This is a genomic window from Mycobacteriales bacterium, assembly GCA_035995165.1.
Classification (GTDB): domain Bacteria; phylum Actinomycetota; class Actinomycetes; order Mycobacteriales; family CADCTP01; genus CADCTP01.
Window position 1 is genome coordinate 13,602 of sequence record DASYKU010000051.1, and the last position, 16,561, is coordinate 30,162.

At 74.1% G+C, this 16,561-nt stretch carries 16 protein-coding genes and 3 pseudogenes; 10 read left to right on the forward strand and 9 right to left on the reverse strand.

Annotation, left to right across the window (positions count from 1 at the left end):
- Positions 1–68: 68 nt before the first annotated feature.
- Genes VGP36_08890 through VGP36_08910 form a run of 5 tightly spaced genes read left to right on the forward strand, consistent with a single transcriptional unit; the run spans position 69 to position 4,878 of the window.
- Positions 69–698, forward strand: a complete 630-nt coding sequence (locus VGP36_08890; GenBank protein HEV7654836.1) for a phosphatase PAP2 family protein — start codon at positions 69–71, stop codon at positions 696–698.
- Complete coding sequence (locus VGP36_08895) at positions 688–2,352, forward strand: hypothetical protein (protein ID HEV7654837.1); 1,665 nt, start codon at positions 688–690, stop codon at positions 2,350–2,352. The genes VGP36_08890 and VGP36_08895 overlap by 11 nt, the downstream gene beginning before the upstream one ends.
- Entirely contained in the window at positions 2,349–2,927 is a 579-nt protein-coding gene (locus VGP36_08900) for a hypothetical protein (GenBank protein ID HEV7654838.1), read from the forward strand. The genes VGP36_08895 and VGP36_08900 overlap by 4 nt, the downstream gene beginning before the upstream one ends.
- Positions 2,924–3,991, forward strand: coding sequence for a YbhN family protein (locus VGP36_08905; protein ID HEV7654839.1), 1,068 nt, complete (start codon positions 2,924–2,926; stop codon positions 3,989–3,991). The genes VGP36_08900 and VGP36_08905 overlap by 4 nt, the downstream gene beginning before the upstream one ends.
- Before the next feature lie 2 nt (positions 3,992–3,993).
- Positions 3,994–4,878 (forward strand): ABC transporter substrate-binding protein, encoded by an 885-nt coding sequence (locus tag VGP36_08910; protein ID HEV7654840.1) that lies wholly within the window; start codon positions 3,994–3,996, stop codon positions 4,876–4,878.
- 80 nt (positions 4,879–4,958) lie between these two features.
- Here VGP36_08910 and VGP36_08915 read toward each other — a convergent pair whose 3' ends face one another.
- Positions 4,959–5,888: an ATP-binding protein gene (locus VGP36_08915; protein ID HEV7654841.1), complete on the reverse strand. Its 930-nt coding sequence runs from the start codon at positions 5,886–5,888 to the stop codon at positions 4,959–4,961.
- Between the two features lie 141 nt (positions 5,889–6,029).
- Here VGP36_08915 and VGP36_08920 point away from each other — a divergent pair, with 141 nt between their 5' ends.
- Positions 6,030–7,973, forward strand: a complete 1,944-nt coding sequence (locus VGP36_08920) for a SpoIIE family protein phosphatase (GenBank protein HEV7654842.1) — start codon at positions 6,030–6,032, stop codon at positions 7,971–7,973.
- 27 nt (positions 7,974–8,000) lie between these two features.
- On the opposite strand, the gene VGP36_08925 is transcribed toward VGP36_08920, so the two are convergent.
- The 3 genes from VGP36_08925 to VGP36_08935 are packed head-to-tail and all read right to left on the reverse strand — an operon-like array spanning position 8,001 to position 9,824.
- Positions 8,001–8,588, reverse strand: a complete 588-nt coding sequence (locus VGP36_08925; GenBank protein HEV7654843.1) for a DUF664 domain-containing protein — start codon at positions 8,586–8,588, stop codon at positions 8,001–8,003.
- Positions 8,589–8,648: 60 nt separating this feature from the next.
- Positions 8,649–9,212, reverse strand: a complete 564-nt coding sequence (locus VGP36_08930; protein ID HEV7654844.1) for a DinB family protein — start codon at positions 9,210–9,212, stop codon at positions 8,649–8,651.
- Between the two features lie 51 nt (positions 9,213–9,263).
- The gene (locus VGP36_08935) at positions 9,264–9,824 is read right to left on the reverse strand and encodes an NYN domain-containing protein (GenBank protein HEV7654845.1); all 561 of its coding nucleotides are present in this window, start codon (positions 9,822–9,824) and stop codon (positions 9,264–9,266) included.
- 38 nt (positions 9,825–9,862) lie between these two features.
- On the opposite strand from VGP36_08935, the gene denD reads away from it, so the two are divergent.
- Positions 9,863–10,804: a D-erythronate dehydrogenase gene (gene denD / locus VGP36_08940; GenBank protein HEV7654846.1), complete on the forward strand. Its 942-nt coding sequence runs from the start codon at positions 9,863–9,865 to the stop codon at positions 10,802–10,804.
- A gap of 61 nt (positions 10,805–10,865) precedes the next feature.
- On the opposite strand, the gene VGP36_08945 is transcribed toward denD, so the two are convergent.
- Positions 10,866–11,813, reverse strand: a complete 948-nt coding sequence (locus VGP36_08945; GenBank protein HEV7654847.1) for a redoxin domain-containing protein — start codon at positions 11,811–11,813, stop codon at positions 10,866–10,868.
- 387 nt (positions 11,814–12,200) lie between these two features.
- Positions 12,201–12,374: pseudogene (locus VGP36_08950) on the reverse strand (class I SAM-dependent methyltransferase).
- Between the two features lie 209 nt (positions 12,375–12,583).
- Between VGP36_08950 and VGP36_08955 the strand changes: the two are divergent.
- Entirely contained in the window at positions 12,584–13,426 is an 843-nt protein-coding gene (locus tag VGP36_08955) for a sugar nucleotide-binding protein (GenBank protein ID HEV7654848.1), read from the forward strand.
- On the opposite strand, the pseudogene VGP36_08960 reads toward VGP36_08955, so the two are convergent.
- Both VGP36_08960 and VGP36_08965 read right to left on the reverse strand, forming a co-directional pair.
- Positions 13,406–13,479, reverse strand: a pseudogene (locus VGP36_08960) (TetR-like C-terminal domain-containing protein). The gene VGP36_08955 and the pseudogene VGP36_08960 sit on opposite strands and share 21 nt — an antisense overlap.
- A gap of 109 nt (positions 13,480–13,588) precedes the next feature.
- A complete protein-coding gene (locus VGP36_08965) occupies positions 13,589–13,936 on the reverse strand; it encodes a zinc-binding dehydrogenase (GenBank protein ID HEV7654849.1) in 348 nt (115 codons plus the stop codon).
- Here VGP36_08965 and VGP36_08970 point away from each other — a divergent pair.
- Together VGP36_08970 and VGP36_08975 are read left to right on the forward strand one after the other, a co-directional pair.
- Positions 13,863–14,084, forward strand: a pseudogene (locus tag VGP36_08970) (alpha/beta hydrolase). The gene VGP36_08965 and the pseudogene VGP36_08970 overlap by 74 nt on opposite strands.
- 113 nt (positions 14,085–14,197) lie before the next feature.
- Complete coding sequence (locus tag VGP36_08975) at positions 14,198–14,755, forward strand: carboxymuconolactone decarboxylase family protein (protein HEV7654850.1); 558 nt, start codon at positions 14,198–14,200, stop codon at positions 14,753–14,755.
- Positions 14,756–14,797: 42 nt separating this feature from the next.
- On the opposite strand, the gene pgi is transcribed toward VGP36_08975, so the two are convergent.
- Positions 14,798–16,444 (reverse strand): glucose-6-phosphate isomerase, encoded by a 1,647-nt coding sequence (gene pgi, locus VGP36_08980; protein ID HEV7654851.1) that lies wholly within the window; start codon positions 16,442–16,444, stop codon positions 14,798–14,800.
- Between the last annotated feature and the right edge of the window lie 117 nt (positions 16,445–16,561).

The following is a 16,561-nucleotide window of genomic DNA, read 5'->3' on the forward strand; positions in this document are numbered from 1 at the left end:
AGAAAACCGGCCCTTGCGGGTGGTCCGGGACTGGCAGGCTGGGTTCCCGGCCGGCCGAGGAGATCGCGATGGTGACCACCCGGACAAGGACGCGCCGCCCGGTCGCCGCGCTCTGGGTCGCGCTGGCCGGCCTGGCGCTCACCGTCCTCGCCTCGCTCGGGGCCCGGCACGGCCTGGTCTCCGCACCCGAGCGGGCGGTGTTCCGGGCCGTCAACGGCCTGCCCGGCTGGGTCGAGCGGCCGGCCTGGGGGTTGCAGCTGCTGGGCGTGCTGATCACGCCGCTGATCGCCGCGGCGGTGCTGCTGGCGGGCGGCCGCTGGCGCCCGGCCTTCGCGATGGTGCTGCTCGTCCCGCTGAAGCTGGTCGCCGAGCGGGAGGTGCTGAAGAAGCTGGTCGAGCGGCGCCGGCCCGGGGAGAACGAGCCCGGCGCGATCCTGCGGGACGTGCCGCCGGCCGGGCTGTCCTTCCCCTCCGGGCACGCGATCGTCGCGGCCGGGATGGTGGTCGTGCTCTGGCCGTACCTGGGCCGGACGGGCCGGGTGGTGGCGGCGACGCTGGGCGGCGCGGTCTGCGTCGCCCGGGTCTACCTCGGCGCGCACAACCCGCTCGACGTGGTCGCCGGGGCCGGGCTCGGGCTGTTGCTGGGCGGGCTGCTCACCCTGCTCGTCGGCGTACAGGGCGGTCACCGTGATTCCTGAGACGGTGGCCGGCGGCGACAGCCGGGTCCGGCGTACGCACCCGCGGCGCCGCCCGTCCGGCGAGGCGCCCCCGCTCCCCCGCCAGCTCAACCGCTCGGGCCGGTTCTGGCTGATGCTGGCCGCCGCGGTGCTGGTGTTCCTGTTCCTGATCGGGCTCAGCGGGGTGGTGACGCTGCGGCTGGACGCGTTCGAGGCCGGCCTGCTGACCGACCTGGCCCGGCTGCGGAACGGCCCGACCACCGCCGTGTTCCGCGGGATCGACCGGGCCATCGGGCCGGCCATCCTCGGGATCTGGTGGCTGGCGCTCGCGGTGTTGCTGGTCTGGCGGCGCTGGCGGCACCTGTTCGTCTGGATCGGCACGATGTTCCTGGTCAGCACGCTCAGCACGCTGGCCGCCGGGCTGATCATGCGACCGCGGCCGCTGGGCGTGGAGATCCTCACCTCCTGGCACGGCTTCGCGATGCCGTCGCGGCCGATCGCCGTCCTGGCCGCCACCGGAATCAACGTCCTGTACGCGCTGGTCCCCGCCGGCGTCCTGCGTGACCGCGGCAAGCTGGTGGTCACCGCGATCCTGGGCGTGGTCGTGTTCGGCCGGCTCTACCTCGGCGTGGACCACCCGACCGACGCGCTGACCGGGGTGGTCCTCGGCGTCGCCGTCCCGCTCGCGGGCTGGCGGCTGCTGGTGCCCAACGACCTGTTCCCGGTGACGTACCGGCGGGGGCGGGCGGCGCACCTGGACGTCCGCGGCCGCCGCGGGCAGGCGATCGAGCGGGCCCTGCACGACCAGCTCGGCCTGGTCACCACCGAGGTCACGCCGTTCGGGCTGGCCGGCTCGGGCGGCTCGACCCCGCTGCGGATCGGGGTCAAGGGCGACCCCGGCGAGGACCTGTTCGGCAAGCTCTACGCGATCACCCACCTGCGCTCGGACCGCTGGTACAAGCTCGGACGCACGCTGCTCTACGGCCGGCTGGAGGACGAGAAGCCGTTCAACACCGTCCGCCGCCTGGTCCAGTACGAGGACTACGTGCTGCACCTGCTGAACGACGCGGGCCTGCCGGTGCCGAAGCCGTACGGGTTCGTGGAGATCACCCCGGAGCGCGAGTACCTGCTGGTGACCGAGTTCTTCGCCGGCTCCAAGGAGATCGGCGACGTGGACGTCGACGACTCGCTGATCGACCAGGGGCTGCTGATCGTGCGGCAGCTGTGGGAGACCGGGATCGCGCACCGGGACGTGAAGCCGGCCAACCTGCTCGTCCGGGACGGGCGGGTGCTGCTCATCGACACCGCGTTCGCGGAGGTCCGGCCCTCGCCGTGGCGGCAGGCGGTCGACCTGGCCAACATGATGCTGGTCCTGGCCCTGCGCAGCGACGCCCCGACGGTCTACGAGCGGGCGCTGCGGCAGTTCTCGGTCGACGAGATCACCGAGGCCTTCGCGGCCACCCGCGGGCTGACCATGCCCTCGCAGCTGCGCCAGCTGATCCGCAAGCGCGGGCGGGACCTGCACGAGGAGTTCCTGGAGCTGCTGCCGGAGCGGCCGGCGCCGATCCGGATCCAGCGCTGGACCGTACGGCGGCTCGGGTTGCTGCTCGTCGTCCTGGTCGCCGCCCTGATCGCCGGGACCGTCGCCCGCGGCCTGCTCGGGAGCCCGCTGTGAGGGCGGCGCTGGCGGCGCTGGTGCTGCTCGCCGCGACCGGCTGCGCGACCGACGTCGTCGTGGTCGGCAGCGCCGCCGGCCTGCCGTACTGCGACCTGAACGCCGACAAGACCGAGGGCGGCACGGTCGCGCTGGCCCAGTCCGTGCCGAGCGCGCAGTGGCTGCCGTGCGTGCGCGACGTGCCGGTCGGCTGGAAGTTCGCCTCCTACCTGCCCGAGGACGGCCGGACGACGATCGGCTTCTCCTCCGACCGGGACGGCCCGCACGCGCTGACCGTCTCCCTGCGCCCGTCCTGCGACCTGTCCGGCGCGACCGAGGTGCCCAGCGAGCAGCCGGAGATGCGGCGCTTCGAGCAGGTCACCCGGGTCAGCCACGGGTACGGCGGCCGGCGGCACTACACGTTCACCGGCGGCTGCATCACCTACGACTTCGACCTGCGCGGCGACACCCGGGCCGAGCCGGTCGCCACGATCTCGGAGGCGCTGGGATTCCTGAGCCGGGCCGGCGTGGCCCGGCAGGTGCACGACTCCAGCGACGGCCGGCTCGAGCTCGACCGCCAGGAGGGAACGCCATGAGCGGGACGACCCTGACCGGACCGCGGTTGCGGACCGTGCTGTCCGCGCTGGTCTCGATCGCCCTCGTGGTGGGGGTGTTCTGGTTCTTCCTGCCCCAGTTCACCAGCATCTCCGCGGTCTGGGCCTCGATCCGGGCGATGACCTGGATCGAGGTCGCCACGCTGATCCTGGCCGCGGCCTGGAACCTGGTCACGTACCTGCTGGTGAACCTGGCCACGATGCCCGGCCTGACCACCCGGCAGGCGGCCGTCGCGACCGAGGCCAGCACGGCGGTGTCGAACACCGTGCCCGGCGGCGGCGCGATCGGGATCGGCCTGAACTACGCGATGTTCTCGTCCTGGGGCTTCTCCCGGTCGCGCACGTCGGTGTCGCTGCTCGTCTCCGGCGTCTGGAACAACTTCGCGAAGCTCGCCCTGCCGGTGCTGGCGCTCGCGCTGCTGGCGCTGCGCGGCAGCCCGAGCGGCGGGCGGGTCGCGGCCGGCCTGATCGGCGTCGGCGCGCTGGTCGCGGCCGTCGTCGTGCTCTGGCTGCTGATGCGCAGCGAGCGCAGCGCCGTGCAGGTCGGGGTCGTCGCCGGGCGGGCCGCGTCCGCGCTGCGGCGGATGATCGGACGCGGGCCCGTGCACGGCTGGGAGCTGGCGACGGCGAAGTTCCGGACCCGCACGATCGCGCTGCTGCGGGCGCGCTGGCACTGGATCACCGCGGTCACGATCGTCAGCCACCTGTCGTTGTTCTTCGTGCTGCTGCTGGCGCTGCGGCACGTCGGGGTCTCCGAGGCCGACGCCGGCTGGATCGAGGTGCTCGCGGTCTTCGCCTTCGCCCGGCTGCTCACCGCGATCCCCATCACCCCGGGCGGTCTCGGCGTGGTCGAGGTCGCGCTCATCACCGGGCTGGTCGCAGCCGGCGGCGAGCGCCCGCTGGTGGCCGCGGCGGTGCTGGTGTTCCGCGCGCTCACCTACGTGCTGCCGATCCCGCTGGGACTGCTGGCGTACCTGTTCTGGCGGCGGAACCGGTCCTGGCGGCGGGAGCCGGGGTCCGCTCCGCACACCTCGCTGGTGGTCTAGGCGTGCGGGCGGTGCTGGTCGTCCTGGTGCTCCTGCTGACCGGCTGCGGGAGCGGGCCGGCGGTCGAGGCGCGCGACCCGGCGGTGCTGCGGCTGGCGTCGTTCGACTTCCCGGAGAGCCGGATGCTGGCCGAGCTCTACGGCCAGCAGCTGCGCCGGGCCGGCTTCCGGGTCGAGGTGCTGTCCGGGCTCGGCACCCGCGAGGTGGTCGCGCCGGCGCTGGAGCAGGGCCTGGTCGACCTCGTCCTGGACTACACCGGCACGCTGCTCGACTACGCCGGCGGCAGCCCGGCCGACGCCCACGGGACGCCGGCCGCGGTGCGGGCCACGCTCGCCGGCCGGCTGTCCGCGCGCGGGCTCTCGGTGCTGGCGTACGCGCCGGCCGAGGACGCCAACGGCTTCGCGGTACGGACCGCGTTCGCGCGGGAGCACGGGCTGCGCCGGCTCAGCGACCTGCGCGGCCTGGCCGGCGGGCTCACCTTCGGCGGCCCGCCGGAGTGCCCGCAGCGCCGCTACTGCCTCTCCGGCCTGCGGGAGACGTACGGGCTGGGGTTCGCGGCGTTCGAGCCGCAGCCGAGCCGGCCGGCCACGGCGACCGCGCTGGAGACCGGCGAGATCGACGTCGGGCTGCTGGAGACCACGTACGGGCGGCTGGTCGACGGGCGGGTCACGCTGCTGGCCGACGACCTCGGGCTGCAGCCGCGGGAGAACGTCGTGCCGGTGGTCCGGACCGAGGTCGTCCGGCGGTACGGCGCCCGGCTCACCGACGCCCTCGACCGGCTCAGCGCCCGGCTGGAGACCGCCGACCTGGTCGCGCTGAACCGGCTCGCCGCGGTCGACCCGCGCAGCCCGGCCGACCTCGCGGCCGGCTACCTCGCCGGCCTCTGACCGTCCACAGCGGACGGACCGAACGGTCCGTGGCGGACCGGCCGCCGGACAGTCCGGAGTGGACGGTCAGGAACAGACAGTCAGGCGGCGTCGAGCGGGCCGTCCCAGCGGGCGGGCGGGCGGCCGGCGACCTGGTCGACGAACTGGGCCACGTACCAGGCGCCGAAGCGGGCCACCACCGGGAGCCGGGGCAGCGTCATCAGCCGGGCGGCGCGGGCGAACTCGTCCGCCTCCCCCATCAGGCCCTCCAGCTGGCGCGCGCCGTCGGCCACCGTCGGCGGCACCTGGTAGACCAGGTCGATCGTCTCCAGGCCCTGCTCCAGCGCCCGGTCGAACTCCTCGTCCGGGCGGGACCGGACGGCCGCGTAGCGCACCCCGAGGGCCTCGACCAGCTCCACCAGCCGGGCCGGGAGCTCGACCTCGCCCAGCCCGTCGGACATGGCCAGCAGCCGGAACTCCCGCATCAGCCCGTCGTGGTGCTCGCGGGCCGCGGCCAGCACCCGGACCGGGACGCCGAGCAGCTGGATGGTGACCAGGCCGGCCGAGGTGTCGCCGACCGCCGCGTACCGCCCCAGCGGGGAGGGGGGCGGTCCCGGGGGGTGCTCGGCGCGGGCCGGCCGGCCGGACCAGGGGTCGTCGTCCCCGCCGCGGACCAGGAACCAGACCGCCTTGCCGTCGTCGAGCAGGTCCCAGCCCCAGTCGGTGGCCAGGTCCTGCAGCATCTGCACGCCCCGGCCGGTGGTCGCGGTGGCGGAGTGCCGGCGCAGCTGCGGCGGGGCCGGGGACCCGTCGACGACCGTCACCCGCACGCCCCCGCCGTCGCGGGCCAGCCCCAGCGACGGCGCGGACGCCGTGTGCACGATGACGTTGGTGACGACCTCGGAGGTCAGCAGCACGGCGACGTCGAGCAGGTCGTCCAGCTGCCAGGTCTGCAGCCGGGTGCGGACCTCGGACCGGGCCAGCCCGGCGGCCCGGCCGTCGGCCGGTAACGCCACCAGATCCACGTTCACGGCCGACATTCCTCCCCGGCCACCAGGCTGACACAGCAATGACAGCATCGCATCCACCATCCGGTGGGCCGGACCGGTGGGGTCCGTCACCCGGTTCCCGGCGCGCGACAGGCGTGCCGCGCCGCGGCCTAAGGTGAGCCGGTGAGCGGCCGCGACCTCCCCCATGTCGCCGACCCGGCGAGGGTGGCCGCGGTCCGGGAGACCGGCCTGCTCGACACCGACCCCGAGGACGCGTTCGACGACCTGGCCGCGCTGGCCGGCCGCCTGCTGCGCGCGCCGTACGCGTTCGTCACGCTGGTCGACGAGTCGCGCTCGTACTGGAAGGCCCGCATCGGGATCCCGCCCGACGGCCCCACCCAGAACGCGGTCGAGGACTCCTTCTGCCAGTACGTCATCGCCTCCGGGCAGTCGCTGATCGCCGGCGACGTCACCGCCGACCCGCTCACCGCCGGCAACCCCTCGATCGCCTCGATGGGCGTCCGGGCCTGGGCCGGCTTCCCGCTGATGTCGCCCCAGGGGCGGCCGCTCGGATCGTTCTGCGTGGTCGACACCGAGACCCGGTCCTGGACCGAGGAGGACGTGCACGTGCTGCGGGTGCTGTCGGAGGCCGCGAGCCGGGAGCTGGCCCTGCGCGCGGCGGTCCAGGCCGCCGCGGTCGCCAACGACCGGCTGGCGCTGCTGGCCCAGGTCGCGCAGGCGCTGGCCGAGACGCTGGACCCGGCCGAGGCGGTCGCCCGGCTGGCCCGGCTGGTCGTCCCGGTCCTGGGTGACTGGTCGCTGGTCTCGCTGGCCGACGAGGACGGCACGCTGTCCGACGTCGGCTGGTGGCACGCCCGCGACGAGCACGGCCCGACCCTGGACAAGTTCGCCGGCGAGCGGCTGGTCGGCCTGCAGGGCCGCGGCGCGACGATCACCGCACAGCGGACCGAGCGGCCGGTGATCGTGAATTCCGGGGGGCTGGAGGCCGGACTGGACGTGCTGGTCTCGGCCCAGGCCCGGGAGGCGTACCGGGCGCTGGACCCGGAGGCGTACGGGGTCTGGCCGCTGGCGTACGCGGGAACGGTGCACGGCGTGCTGGTGATCGCCCGCGACGCCGGCCGGGAGCCGTTCCTGCCCTCCGACGTCGAGCTGGCCGCCAACGTCGCCCAGCGGGCCGGGACGGTCCTGGCCAACGCCCGGCTCTACGCGCGGCAGCAGGTGACCACGGCCGAGCTGGAGCGCGCCCACCAGCGGCTGCACGAGTCGTCCCGGCACGACCGGGTCGTGTCCCGGGCGCTGCAGGAGGCGATGCTCACCCGGCTGCCCGAGCCCGACCACCTGCACGTCTCCGCGCGCTACCTGACGGCGGACTCGGCCGACCAGGTCGGCGGCGACTGGTACGACGCGCTGCTGCCGCCCGACGGCGCCACCACGCTGATGGTCGGCGACGTGGCCGGGCACGACATCGCCGCCGCCACCATCATGGGCCAGCTGCGCAACCTGCTGCGCGCGCTGGCCTGGGAGCACGGGGACGAGCCGCCGTCGGCGATCATCACCCGGCTGGACCGGGCCATGACCGACCTGGGCCTGACCACGATGACCACGCTGCTGCTGGCGCGGGTCGAGCAGGACGACGGGGACGCCGCGGCCGGGCTGCGCACATTGCACTGGTCCTCGGCCGGGCACCCGGCGCCGGTGCTGGTGTCGGCCGAGGGCACCCCGACCATGCTGGAGACCCGGCCGGACGCCCCGCTGGCGGTGGCGGTCGCGGTGCCCCGGCGGGACCACGCGGTCGCCGTCGGGCCCGGCGAGACCGTGCTGCTCTACACCGACGGGCTCATCGAGACCCGGACCCACGAGCTCGAGGCCCGGCAGGCCCAGCTGCTCGACGTCATCGCCGCGCACCCGGGCGTCGGGCTGGACGAGCTGCTCAACACGATCCTGGTCGAGATGGTCGGGGACCGGCCGCCGGACGACGTGGCGCTGATCGCGGTGCGCTTCCATCCGGAGGACCGGCCGCGGCCGGCCGAGGCCGGTCCGACCGGCATCGGCGTCGAGGCCCCCACGGTCATCGACCCCGCGCTCGCCGACCCGGCCGGCGCCTGACCCGTACGGGCGTCAGGCGCCACCGCGTCAGGCCCGGGCGGGCTGGTGGGTGCCGGAGACCGGGCGCCAGCCGGCCGGCGGGTCCTCGCCCACGCGCCCGTCGATCGCCTCCCGGATGAGGTCCGCGTGCCCGGTGTGCCGGCCGTACTCCTCGACCAGGTCGAAGACGAGCCGGCGCAGGCTGAGCGGGGTCCCGTCCGGGCCGGTCAGCCCGATCGGCTGGTCGAGCCCGCCGTCGGCCAGGGCCGCGGTGAGCCGGGCCCGGGACTCCTCGACGGCGGCGTCGTACAGCGCGTAGAGCTGCTCGGGGGTGTCGTCGGCGGCCGAGCGGAAGTCCCAGCCGGCCTCGGCGTCCCAGTCGATGCTCTCCCAGGGTTGGCCCGGCGAGACCCGGCCCAGGTTGGTCCGGAACTTCAGCGCCTCCACGAACGCGAGGTGCTTGAGCAGCCCGCCGATGGTCAGCGAGGACGCGCCGATGCGGGTCTGCAGCCCGGCCCGGTCGAGCTCGTCCGCCTTGAAGCGGAAGGTCGTCCGGAGCCGGTCCAGCGCGCCCGCGAGGTGCTCGTCCTCGGTGCCGGCGAACGGAGGCTCCCACCAGTAATCGTCGTTGGTCATGCGGGCCACCGTAGAGCCCATCCCGGACGACCCTCGTCCGCAATGGGCCGGCGTTCCGGCCTACTGACCGACCCGGCCGTCGATGCGCTCCCGGAGCAGGTCGGCGTGCCCGCAGTGCCGCGCGTACTCCTCGATCATGTGCACCAGCACGTCCCGGACCGGCACGCCGGTCTTCCCCTGCGCACCGAGGTCGGTCACGCCGGCGACGAACTCCTGCGCGAAGGCGACCTCGGCCCGCCAGTCCCGCCAGGCGTCCTCGACGACCGCCGGGTCGGGCACGGCACCGTCCCAGTCGCCGTCGCGGTCCTCGGCCGAGGAGTAGAGCCGCGGCGCGTCCTGGGCCGCCAGCTCGCGCCGGAACCAGCCCCGCTCGACCTCGGTCAGGTGCCGCAGCAGGCCGAGCAACGACATCGTCGAGGGCGGTACGGACCGGCGGGCGAGCTGCTCGGCGTCCAGACCCGAGCACTTCAGCTCCAGCGTCAGCCGGTAGCGCCGCAGGTAGTCCAGCAGCGTGTCCCGCTCGCCGACGGTGTCGGCGGCGCCGTTCTCGCGCGGGTCGTCGTCCGGGTCGGCCCACATGTCGGCGTACACGGTCGAGGCGGTCCACCGCTCTGGCTCGGTCACCGGCACATCCTGCTGCCCGCCCGCCGCTCCCACTACCGATTAAGACCGCCGTCAGAGGTAGCGGACCGGGTCGAAGTCCTCGATCGCGATGATCCGCACCCGCGGCAGCACGCTGGTGAACGCGTTCACGTCGTCCTCGAGGTCGAAGACCTCCAGCCCGGCCTCGCGCAGCGGCACGAACCCGGTATTGACGAACTCCTTGAACGCGATCAGCCCGACCCGGTGGTCGCCGCCGAGCAGGCGTTCGACGTGCGGCAGGAAGTCGCCGTCGTGGCTGGCCAGCAGCACGTCGCCGGAGCGCTCGCCGATCGCGTCCAGCGTGCGCTGGATGCCGATGTCGACGACCTTCTCCCCCGGCCCGCCGGCCAGCGGCACCGGCCGGTAGCCGAGCGCGAGCAGCGCCTGCACGAAGGTCATCGGCAGCTGGCCGGAGGTCGCGTTGAGGAAGAACAGCGCGGTCACCGGCTGGTCCCAGGCCTGCCGGGCGAACTCGCGCACCCGCTCCCAGCGCGGCCGCTCATCCGGGTTGGGGCGGTGGTTGAGCACGTTCCCGCCCAGCGTGGCGTCGATGTTCTCGCCGTCGACCAGCAGGTACGTCGTCCGCTCGCTCATCGTCCCGCACCCTAGCGGTCGGGTGGGACCCTGCCGGTATGCACGTGCTGATCCTCGGAGCGGCCGGGATGCTCGGCCGCAAGCTCACCGCCCGGCTGCTCGCCGACGGGCACGTCGGCGGCCGCCCGATCGACCGGCTGACCCTGGCCGACGTGGTCGAGCCCACCGGAGCGCCCGGCCCGGTCGAGCCGGTCGCCACCGACCTGGCCGCTCCCGGCGCGGCCGAGCGCCTGCTCGCGGACCGGCCGGAGCTGATCTTCCACCTCGCGGCGGTGGTGTCCGGCGAGGCCGAGGCGGACTTCGGCAAGGGCTACCGGGTCAACCTCGACGGCACCCGGGCGCTGCTGGACGCCGTGCACGGGTACCGCCCGCGGGTGGTCTTCACGTCCTCGATCGCCGTGTACGGCCCGCCGTTCCCGGACCCGATCCCCGAGGACTTCCAGCACACGCCGCTGACCAGCTACGGCACCCAGAAGGCGATCGGCGAGCTGCTGCTGAACGACTACGGCCGCCGCGGTCTCCTCGACGGCATCGGGCTGCGGCTGCCGACCGTCTGCATCCGCCCGGGCCGGCCGAACCGGGCCGCGTCCGGGTTCTTCTCCAGCATCCTGCGCGAGCCGCTGGCCGGGCAGGAGGCGGTCCTGCCGGTCCCCGACACCGTCCGGCACTGGTTCGCCTCGCCCCGCGCGGCGGTGGGGTTCCTGGTCCGGGCGGCCACCCTCGAGGGCCGGTGGGGGACCCTGTCCATGCCGGGCCTCAGCGCCACCGTCGGCGAGCAGATCGAGGCCCTGCGCCGGGCCGCCGGGTCGCAGGCGGTCGACCTGATCCGCCGGGAGCCGGACGAGGCGATCCTCCGGATCGTCGAGACCTGGGCCCCCGCCCTGGACGCGAGCCGGGCGCTCCGCCTCGGCTTCACCGCCGAGACCACGGTCGACGAGATCATCCGGGTCCACCTCGAGGACGAGCTCGGCGCGGCCTAGGGTGTGTCCCTCGATCGGCGGTGGATGGCGGTGGCGCCGCCAGGCAGTTGAGAGACACGTCCTAGCCGAAGGTGAAGACGTACGCCTGCAGGCCCGGGTCGAGGAAGGTGATCTCGACCGTGCGCTCGACGACCGGGGCCGGCTGCCGCAGGAGCTGGTAGAGCCGCGGCGCGCCCGCGACGCCGTCCCCCTGCCCGTCCACGTCGAGCCCGTGCGCGTCGCCCGGCGGCCGCCCGTCGAGCCGGACCCGGAACCGCACCGGCCGGTCCGCCGCGCCCATGACCAGGTGCACGTCCCGGGCGTGGAACCGGTACGCGATCCGCCCCTCGGCCGCGTGCAGCACGACCGCCTGCCGCCGGATCGTCCAGTCCCCGGCGAGGGCCCACTGGTTCAGCCGCAGCCGGTCGGGGACGGCGTACCCGTGCCGGCCGCCGAGCACCGCGCCGTCGGGCGAGGCGAAGTTCTCGGTCCGGTCGGAGCCGAGATAGTTCTCCGGCGACCACAGGCTGTCCCAGTCGGCGCCGGCCTCCACCCCGGCCGGCTCGACCGGGACCGGCTCGGGGCCGGGATCGCCGCCGGCGTCGGCCAGCAGCCGCTGCAGGATCGTCTCGGTCTGCTCGTAGTTCCCCTCCCCGAAGTGGTGGTGACGGATCCGGCCCTGCGCGTCGGCGACGTAGCGCGCGGGCCAGTAGTGGTTGTCGAACGCCGTCCAGACCGCGTAGTCGTTGTCGATCGCCAGCGGGTGCGCCACGTGCATGTCCCGGACCGCGCGGCGGACGTTGCCGAGATCGTGCTCGACCTCGAACTCCGGCGTGTGCACGCCGACGACGGTCAGACCGTGCTCCTCGTACGCCGCGGCCCAGGCCCGGATGTAGGGCAGCGTCCGGAGCCAGTTGATGCACGTGTACGTGCAGAAGTCGACGAGCACGACCCGGCCGCGCAGGTCGGCCGCCCGCAGCGGCGGCGAGTTGAGCCACCCGGTGGCACCGTCGAACTCGGGCAGGTCCATGGGTGGCCTCCTCACGCCGCCGTGGTCGCCGTCAGCGCAGGGACCGGAACGGCGCCGGCCCGGCAGCTGCGCAGGGGTACGTCGCCGGCCGGAGGACTGTCATCGGCCCGTCACCGGATGCAGCCGTGGCCGCTGCGGTTGGCGGGACGCGCTGGTCTCTGCCATGCCGCTTCCTGACACCGAGAAGACCGATCGTCGCGCCAAAACCACTCGATGACAAGGCAAACCGGATAGCCGCACCGAGGCGACCTGGGTGCTCAGGTGATCGAGAAGAGGGCGTAGCCGTACGTCAGGCCGGTGCGGTCGGGATGGTCGCGCAGCCAGCGGTCGGCGATGTCCGGGGGAAACTCCAGCGGCTGGTAGCTCCGCGAACTCGCCCCAGCGCTGGTCGTTGTCGATCACCACCAGCGTTCCGCCCGGCCGCAGCACCCGGCGGACCTCGGCCAGACCCGGATCGCACCCGGCCGGGAAGAAGTACGCGAACCGCGCGTGCACCACGTCCACGCTGCCGTCCGGCAGCGGGATGTGCTCGGCCGAACCCGGCTCGACCCGGATCCGCGGATCCCGCCGCGGCCACGCCTACCGCATGCTCGCCGGCGCGCTGGTGTACTGCGCCCACTTCGGCCTCGACCGCGTCCCGGTCACCTGCGACGAGGACAACGTCGCGTCCCGCAAGGTGATCGAGGCCAACGGCGGGGAACCCGACGGGATCGCCGACGGCGAGCTCCGCTACTGGATCACCACCCCCGGCGCCGGGTAGGACCCGGGGCATGGATGTTCTCGTCGTCGGCGGCAGCGGGCTGCTCGGGCGGAGGGTCGTCCGGCAGGCTCGGATCGCGGGTCACCGCGTCGTCGCCACCTTCTACGGTCACGCGCCGACCGCGACCGGCGCGGACTGGCACCGGCTCGACATACGGCGGCGCGACGACGTCATCGCGCTGGCCCAGGAGACGCGGCCCGCGGTGATCGTCAATGCCGCGTACCGGCAGTCGGACTGGGCGACCACCGCGGACGGCGCCACGCACGTCGCCCTCGCCGCGGCCGCGACCGGCGCCCGGCTCGTGCACGTGTCCAGCGACGCGGTGTTCTCCGGTGCCGCGGCCGGCTACGACGAGACGCAGCCGCCGGATCCCACGACGCCCTACGGTGCCGCCAAGGCGGCCGCGGAGACCGCGATCAAGAGGATCGCCCCGGCCGCCGTCATCGCCCGGACCTCACTGATCATCGGTGCCGGCGACTCCGCCCACGAGCGGCTCGTCCACGCGCTCATCGAGGGCGCCGCCGGAGTTCTCTACACCGACGACGTGCGCTGCCCCGTGGACGCCTCCGACCTGGCCACGGCGCTGCTGGAACTCGCCGCGTCCCAGTACGCCGGGATCCGGCACGTCGCCGGTCCCGACGCCCTCAGCCGGTACGAGCTGGGCGTGCTGATCGCCCGGCGGGACGGCCTCGACCCGGCCGCGATCCCCGCCGGACCACGCCCCGCGGGCCCGCTCGACCTGCGCCTGGACAGCAGCGTCCGGCTGCGCGGGGCGCGGGACTTCCTCGCGGTGACCGCGTCCCCGTCGACGGCGGCGGCCGCGTCCCAGACCCCGCCGAACATGACCCGGTAGCGCTGCGGCCGGGCCTCGGCGAAGTCCAGGTACGCCGCGCAGACCGCCCGCAGCCGTCCGCGGCGGCGGTGAGGATGTCGCCGCGCAGCCGGCCGCCCTCGCCGCGGGGATTGCGGTCCCGGGCGGGAGCTGGAGGCACGGCCGCGAGCCTACGTCGCACGGTCACGGGACCAGGACGACCCTGCCGCGTACGGTCCGCGACTCGGCCAGCGTCATCGCCTCGCGGACCTCGGCGAGCGGGAAGCGGGCGGCGACCTGCGGGCTCAGCGTCCCGTCGGCCAGCAACGCGACGACCGCACCGAGGTCCGTACGGGTGCGGGCCCGGAAGGCCGACGGCGTCCGGCGGTGACCGGACCACAGGTCGTAGAAGCTCGCCTTCCTGCCGTTGGGGGCCGCGTTCCACCACAGGACCTCGCCGATCGTGGCCAGGAACGGGCCCCCACTGGTGCTGCGCTCGGACAGGACCCACTTCGCGAAGACGTACTCGGCGCAGGACGACCGGGCCGACACGGTCCTCGACGTCCGGCAGATCGCCCGCTGGGCCGGCTGTCTCGGCGGCGAGACCACCGTCGTACCGATCCCGGACGCCCGGCACGACATCTTCCTGTCCGGGCCCGAGGTCCGGAAGAACGCCTACGCCCGCCTCGACGCCTGGCTCCGCCACCACCGCCTCCCGTCCTGGCCAATGCCCAACGAGCTACCCCGGCGGCTGGTCGACGAGAGCACTCACGGGGTTGCGCGGGGTCGGGGCCGACCGCGAACCTGGGCACCATGGCGTACATCGACCTTGGCCTGGACGAAACCACCCTCCCCGGCATCACCGGCCTGATGGCGTACCGGCCGGAGACCGGACAGGCGCTGAACGCGCTCGCCGACGCGCTGCTCGTCGCGCCGAGCTCACTGGCCCGCGGCGACCGCGAGCTGATCGCCGCGTACGTCTCCGGGCTGAACGACTGCAGCTTCTGCGCCGGCTCGCACTCGGCCTTCGCCGCGGCCCAGCTCGATGAGGGGATGCCGCTGGTCGAGCAGGTCCGCGCGGACCCGGACGCCGCGCCGATCACGCCGAAGCTGCGGGCGCTGCTGCGGATCGCCGGCGCGGTGCAGCGCGGTGGTCGCGACGGCACTCCGAAGCTGATCGAGGCCGCCCGCACCGAGGGCGCCACTGACGTCGAGGTTCACGACACCGTGCTGATTGCGGCCGCGTTCTGCATGTTCAACCGGTATGTCGACGGGCTCGGGACGTTCGTCCCCACCGACTCGGTCTCGTACGAGAGGTCCGCCGCCGTCATCGTCGCCCACGGCTACGCCGCCACCGCCGCCCAGCTGTAGTCGGCGCCCCCCGGGCCCGGGTGTCCGGGCCCAGGGGCGCCGTCAGGTCGCGCGGCCGCGGGCGGCGCGGTAGCGCTCGACCAGGGTGCGCGTCGAGCTGTCGAGGTCGCCCGAGGGCGGCTCGGCCTTGGTCAGCTCCGGCGTGAGCTGCTGCGCCATCACCTTGCCGAGCTCGACCCCCCACTGGTCGAACGAGTCGATCCCCCAGATCACGCCCTCCACGAACACGGTGTGCTCGTACAGCGCGATGAGCTGACCCAGGATGCCCGGGGTGAGCTTCTGGGCCAGGATGCTGGAGGACGGCCGGTTGCCCGGCATCACCTTGTGCGGCACGACGTCGGCCGGCGTCCCCTCGGCCGCAACCTCCTCGGCCGTACGCCCGAAGGCGAGCGCCGTGGTCTGGGCCAGGTAGTTCGACATGAACAGGTCGTGCAGGTCGTCGATCTCGTGGTTCGCCTCGGCGAAGCCGATGAAGTCGGCCGGCACGAGCCGGGTCCCCTGGTGCAGCAGCTGGTAGAACGCGTGCTGCCCGTTGGTGCCGGGCTCGCCCCAGAAGATCTCGCCGGTCGCGGTGCGCACCGGGGTGCCGTCCCAGCGGACCGACTTGCCGTTCGACTCCATGGTCAGCTGCTGCAGGTAGGCCGGGAACCGGTGCAGGTACTGGCTGTACGGCAGCACCGCGTGCGCCTGCACGTCGAAGAACGCCGAATACCAGACGTTCAGAAGTCCTTGCAGGACCGGCATGCTGGCCTCGAACGGCGCCGTCCGGAAGTGCTCGTCCATCGCGTGGAACCCGGCCAGCAGCTCGCCGAACCCGTCCCGCCCGATCGCCAGCATCGTCGACAGCCCGATCGCGGAGTCCATCGAGTAGCGCCCGCCGACCCAGTCCCAGAACGGGAACATGTTGGCCGGGTCGATCCCGAAGTCGGTCACCTTCTCCTTATTGGTCGACACCGCGACGAAGTGCTTGGCGACGGCCTCGTCGCCGGCCGCGTCGCCGAGCCCGTCGAGCAGCCAGCGCCGGGCGACCTTCGCGTTGGTCAGCGTCTCCAGCGTGCCGAACGTCTTGGACGACACGATGACCAGCGTCTCGGCCGGGTCGAGGTCGCGGGTCGCCTCGTACACGTCGGTCGGGTCGATGTTGGACACGAAGCGGAAGGTCCGGTCCCGGTCGCTGTAGTCCTTCAGCGCCTCGTACGCCATCACCGGGCCGAGGTCGGACCCGCCGATGCCGATGTTGACGATCGACCGGATCGGCCTGCCGGTGGCGCCGGTCCACTCCCCCGAGCGGACCCGGTCGCTGAACTCGCCCATCCGGTCCAGCACCTCGTGCACGTCGTGCACCACGTCCTGGCCGTCCACGGTCAGGACGGCGTCCGCCGGCAGCCGCAGCGCCGTGTGCAGGACGGCCCGGTCCTCGCTGACGTTGATGTGGTCGCCGCGGAACATCCCGTCGATCCGGTCCCGCAGTCCGGCCCGCTCCGCCACCGCGACCAGCAGCCGCAGCGTCTCCGCGGTCGCCCGCTGCTTGGAGTAGTCCAGGTAGAGGTCGGCCGCCTCCAGCGCCATGGTCCGGCCCCGGTCCGGGTCCGCCGCGAACAGCTCCCGCAGGTGCCGGCCGCCGACCTCGGCGTGGTGCTTGGCCAGGGCGTCCCACTCCGGCGTCGTGGTGATGTCGATCGGCGCCACGCGTCCTCCACTCGTCCCGCCGGTGTTCCCGGCTACCCTTCCCTACCCTGGCACCGCCGCGAGGACCACCCCCGGACCGGCACGCTTGAATGTCGGGATGCACCGGATCCTGTTGCG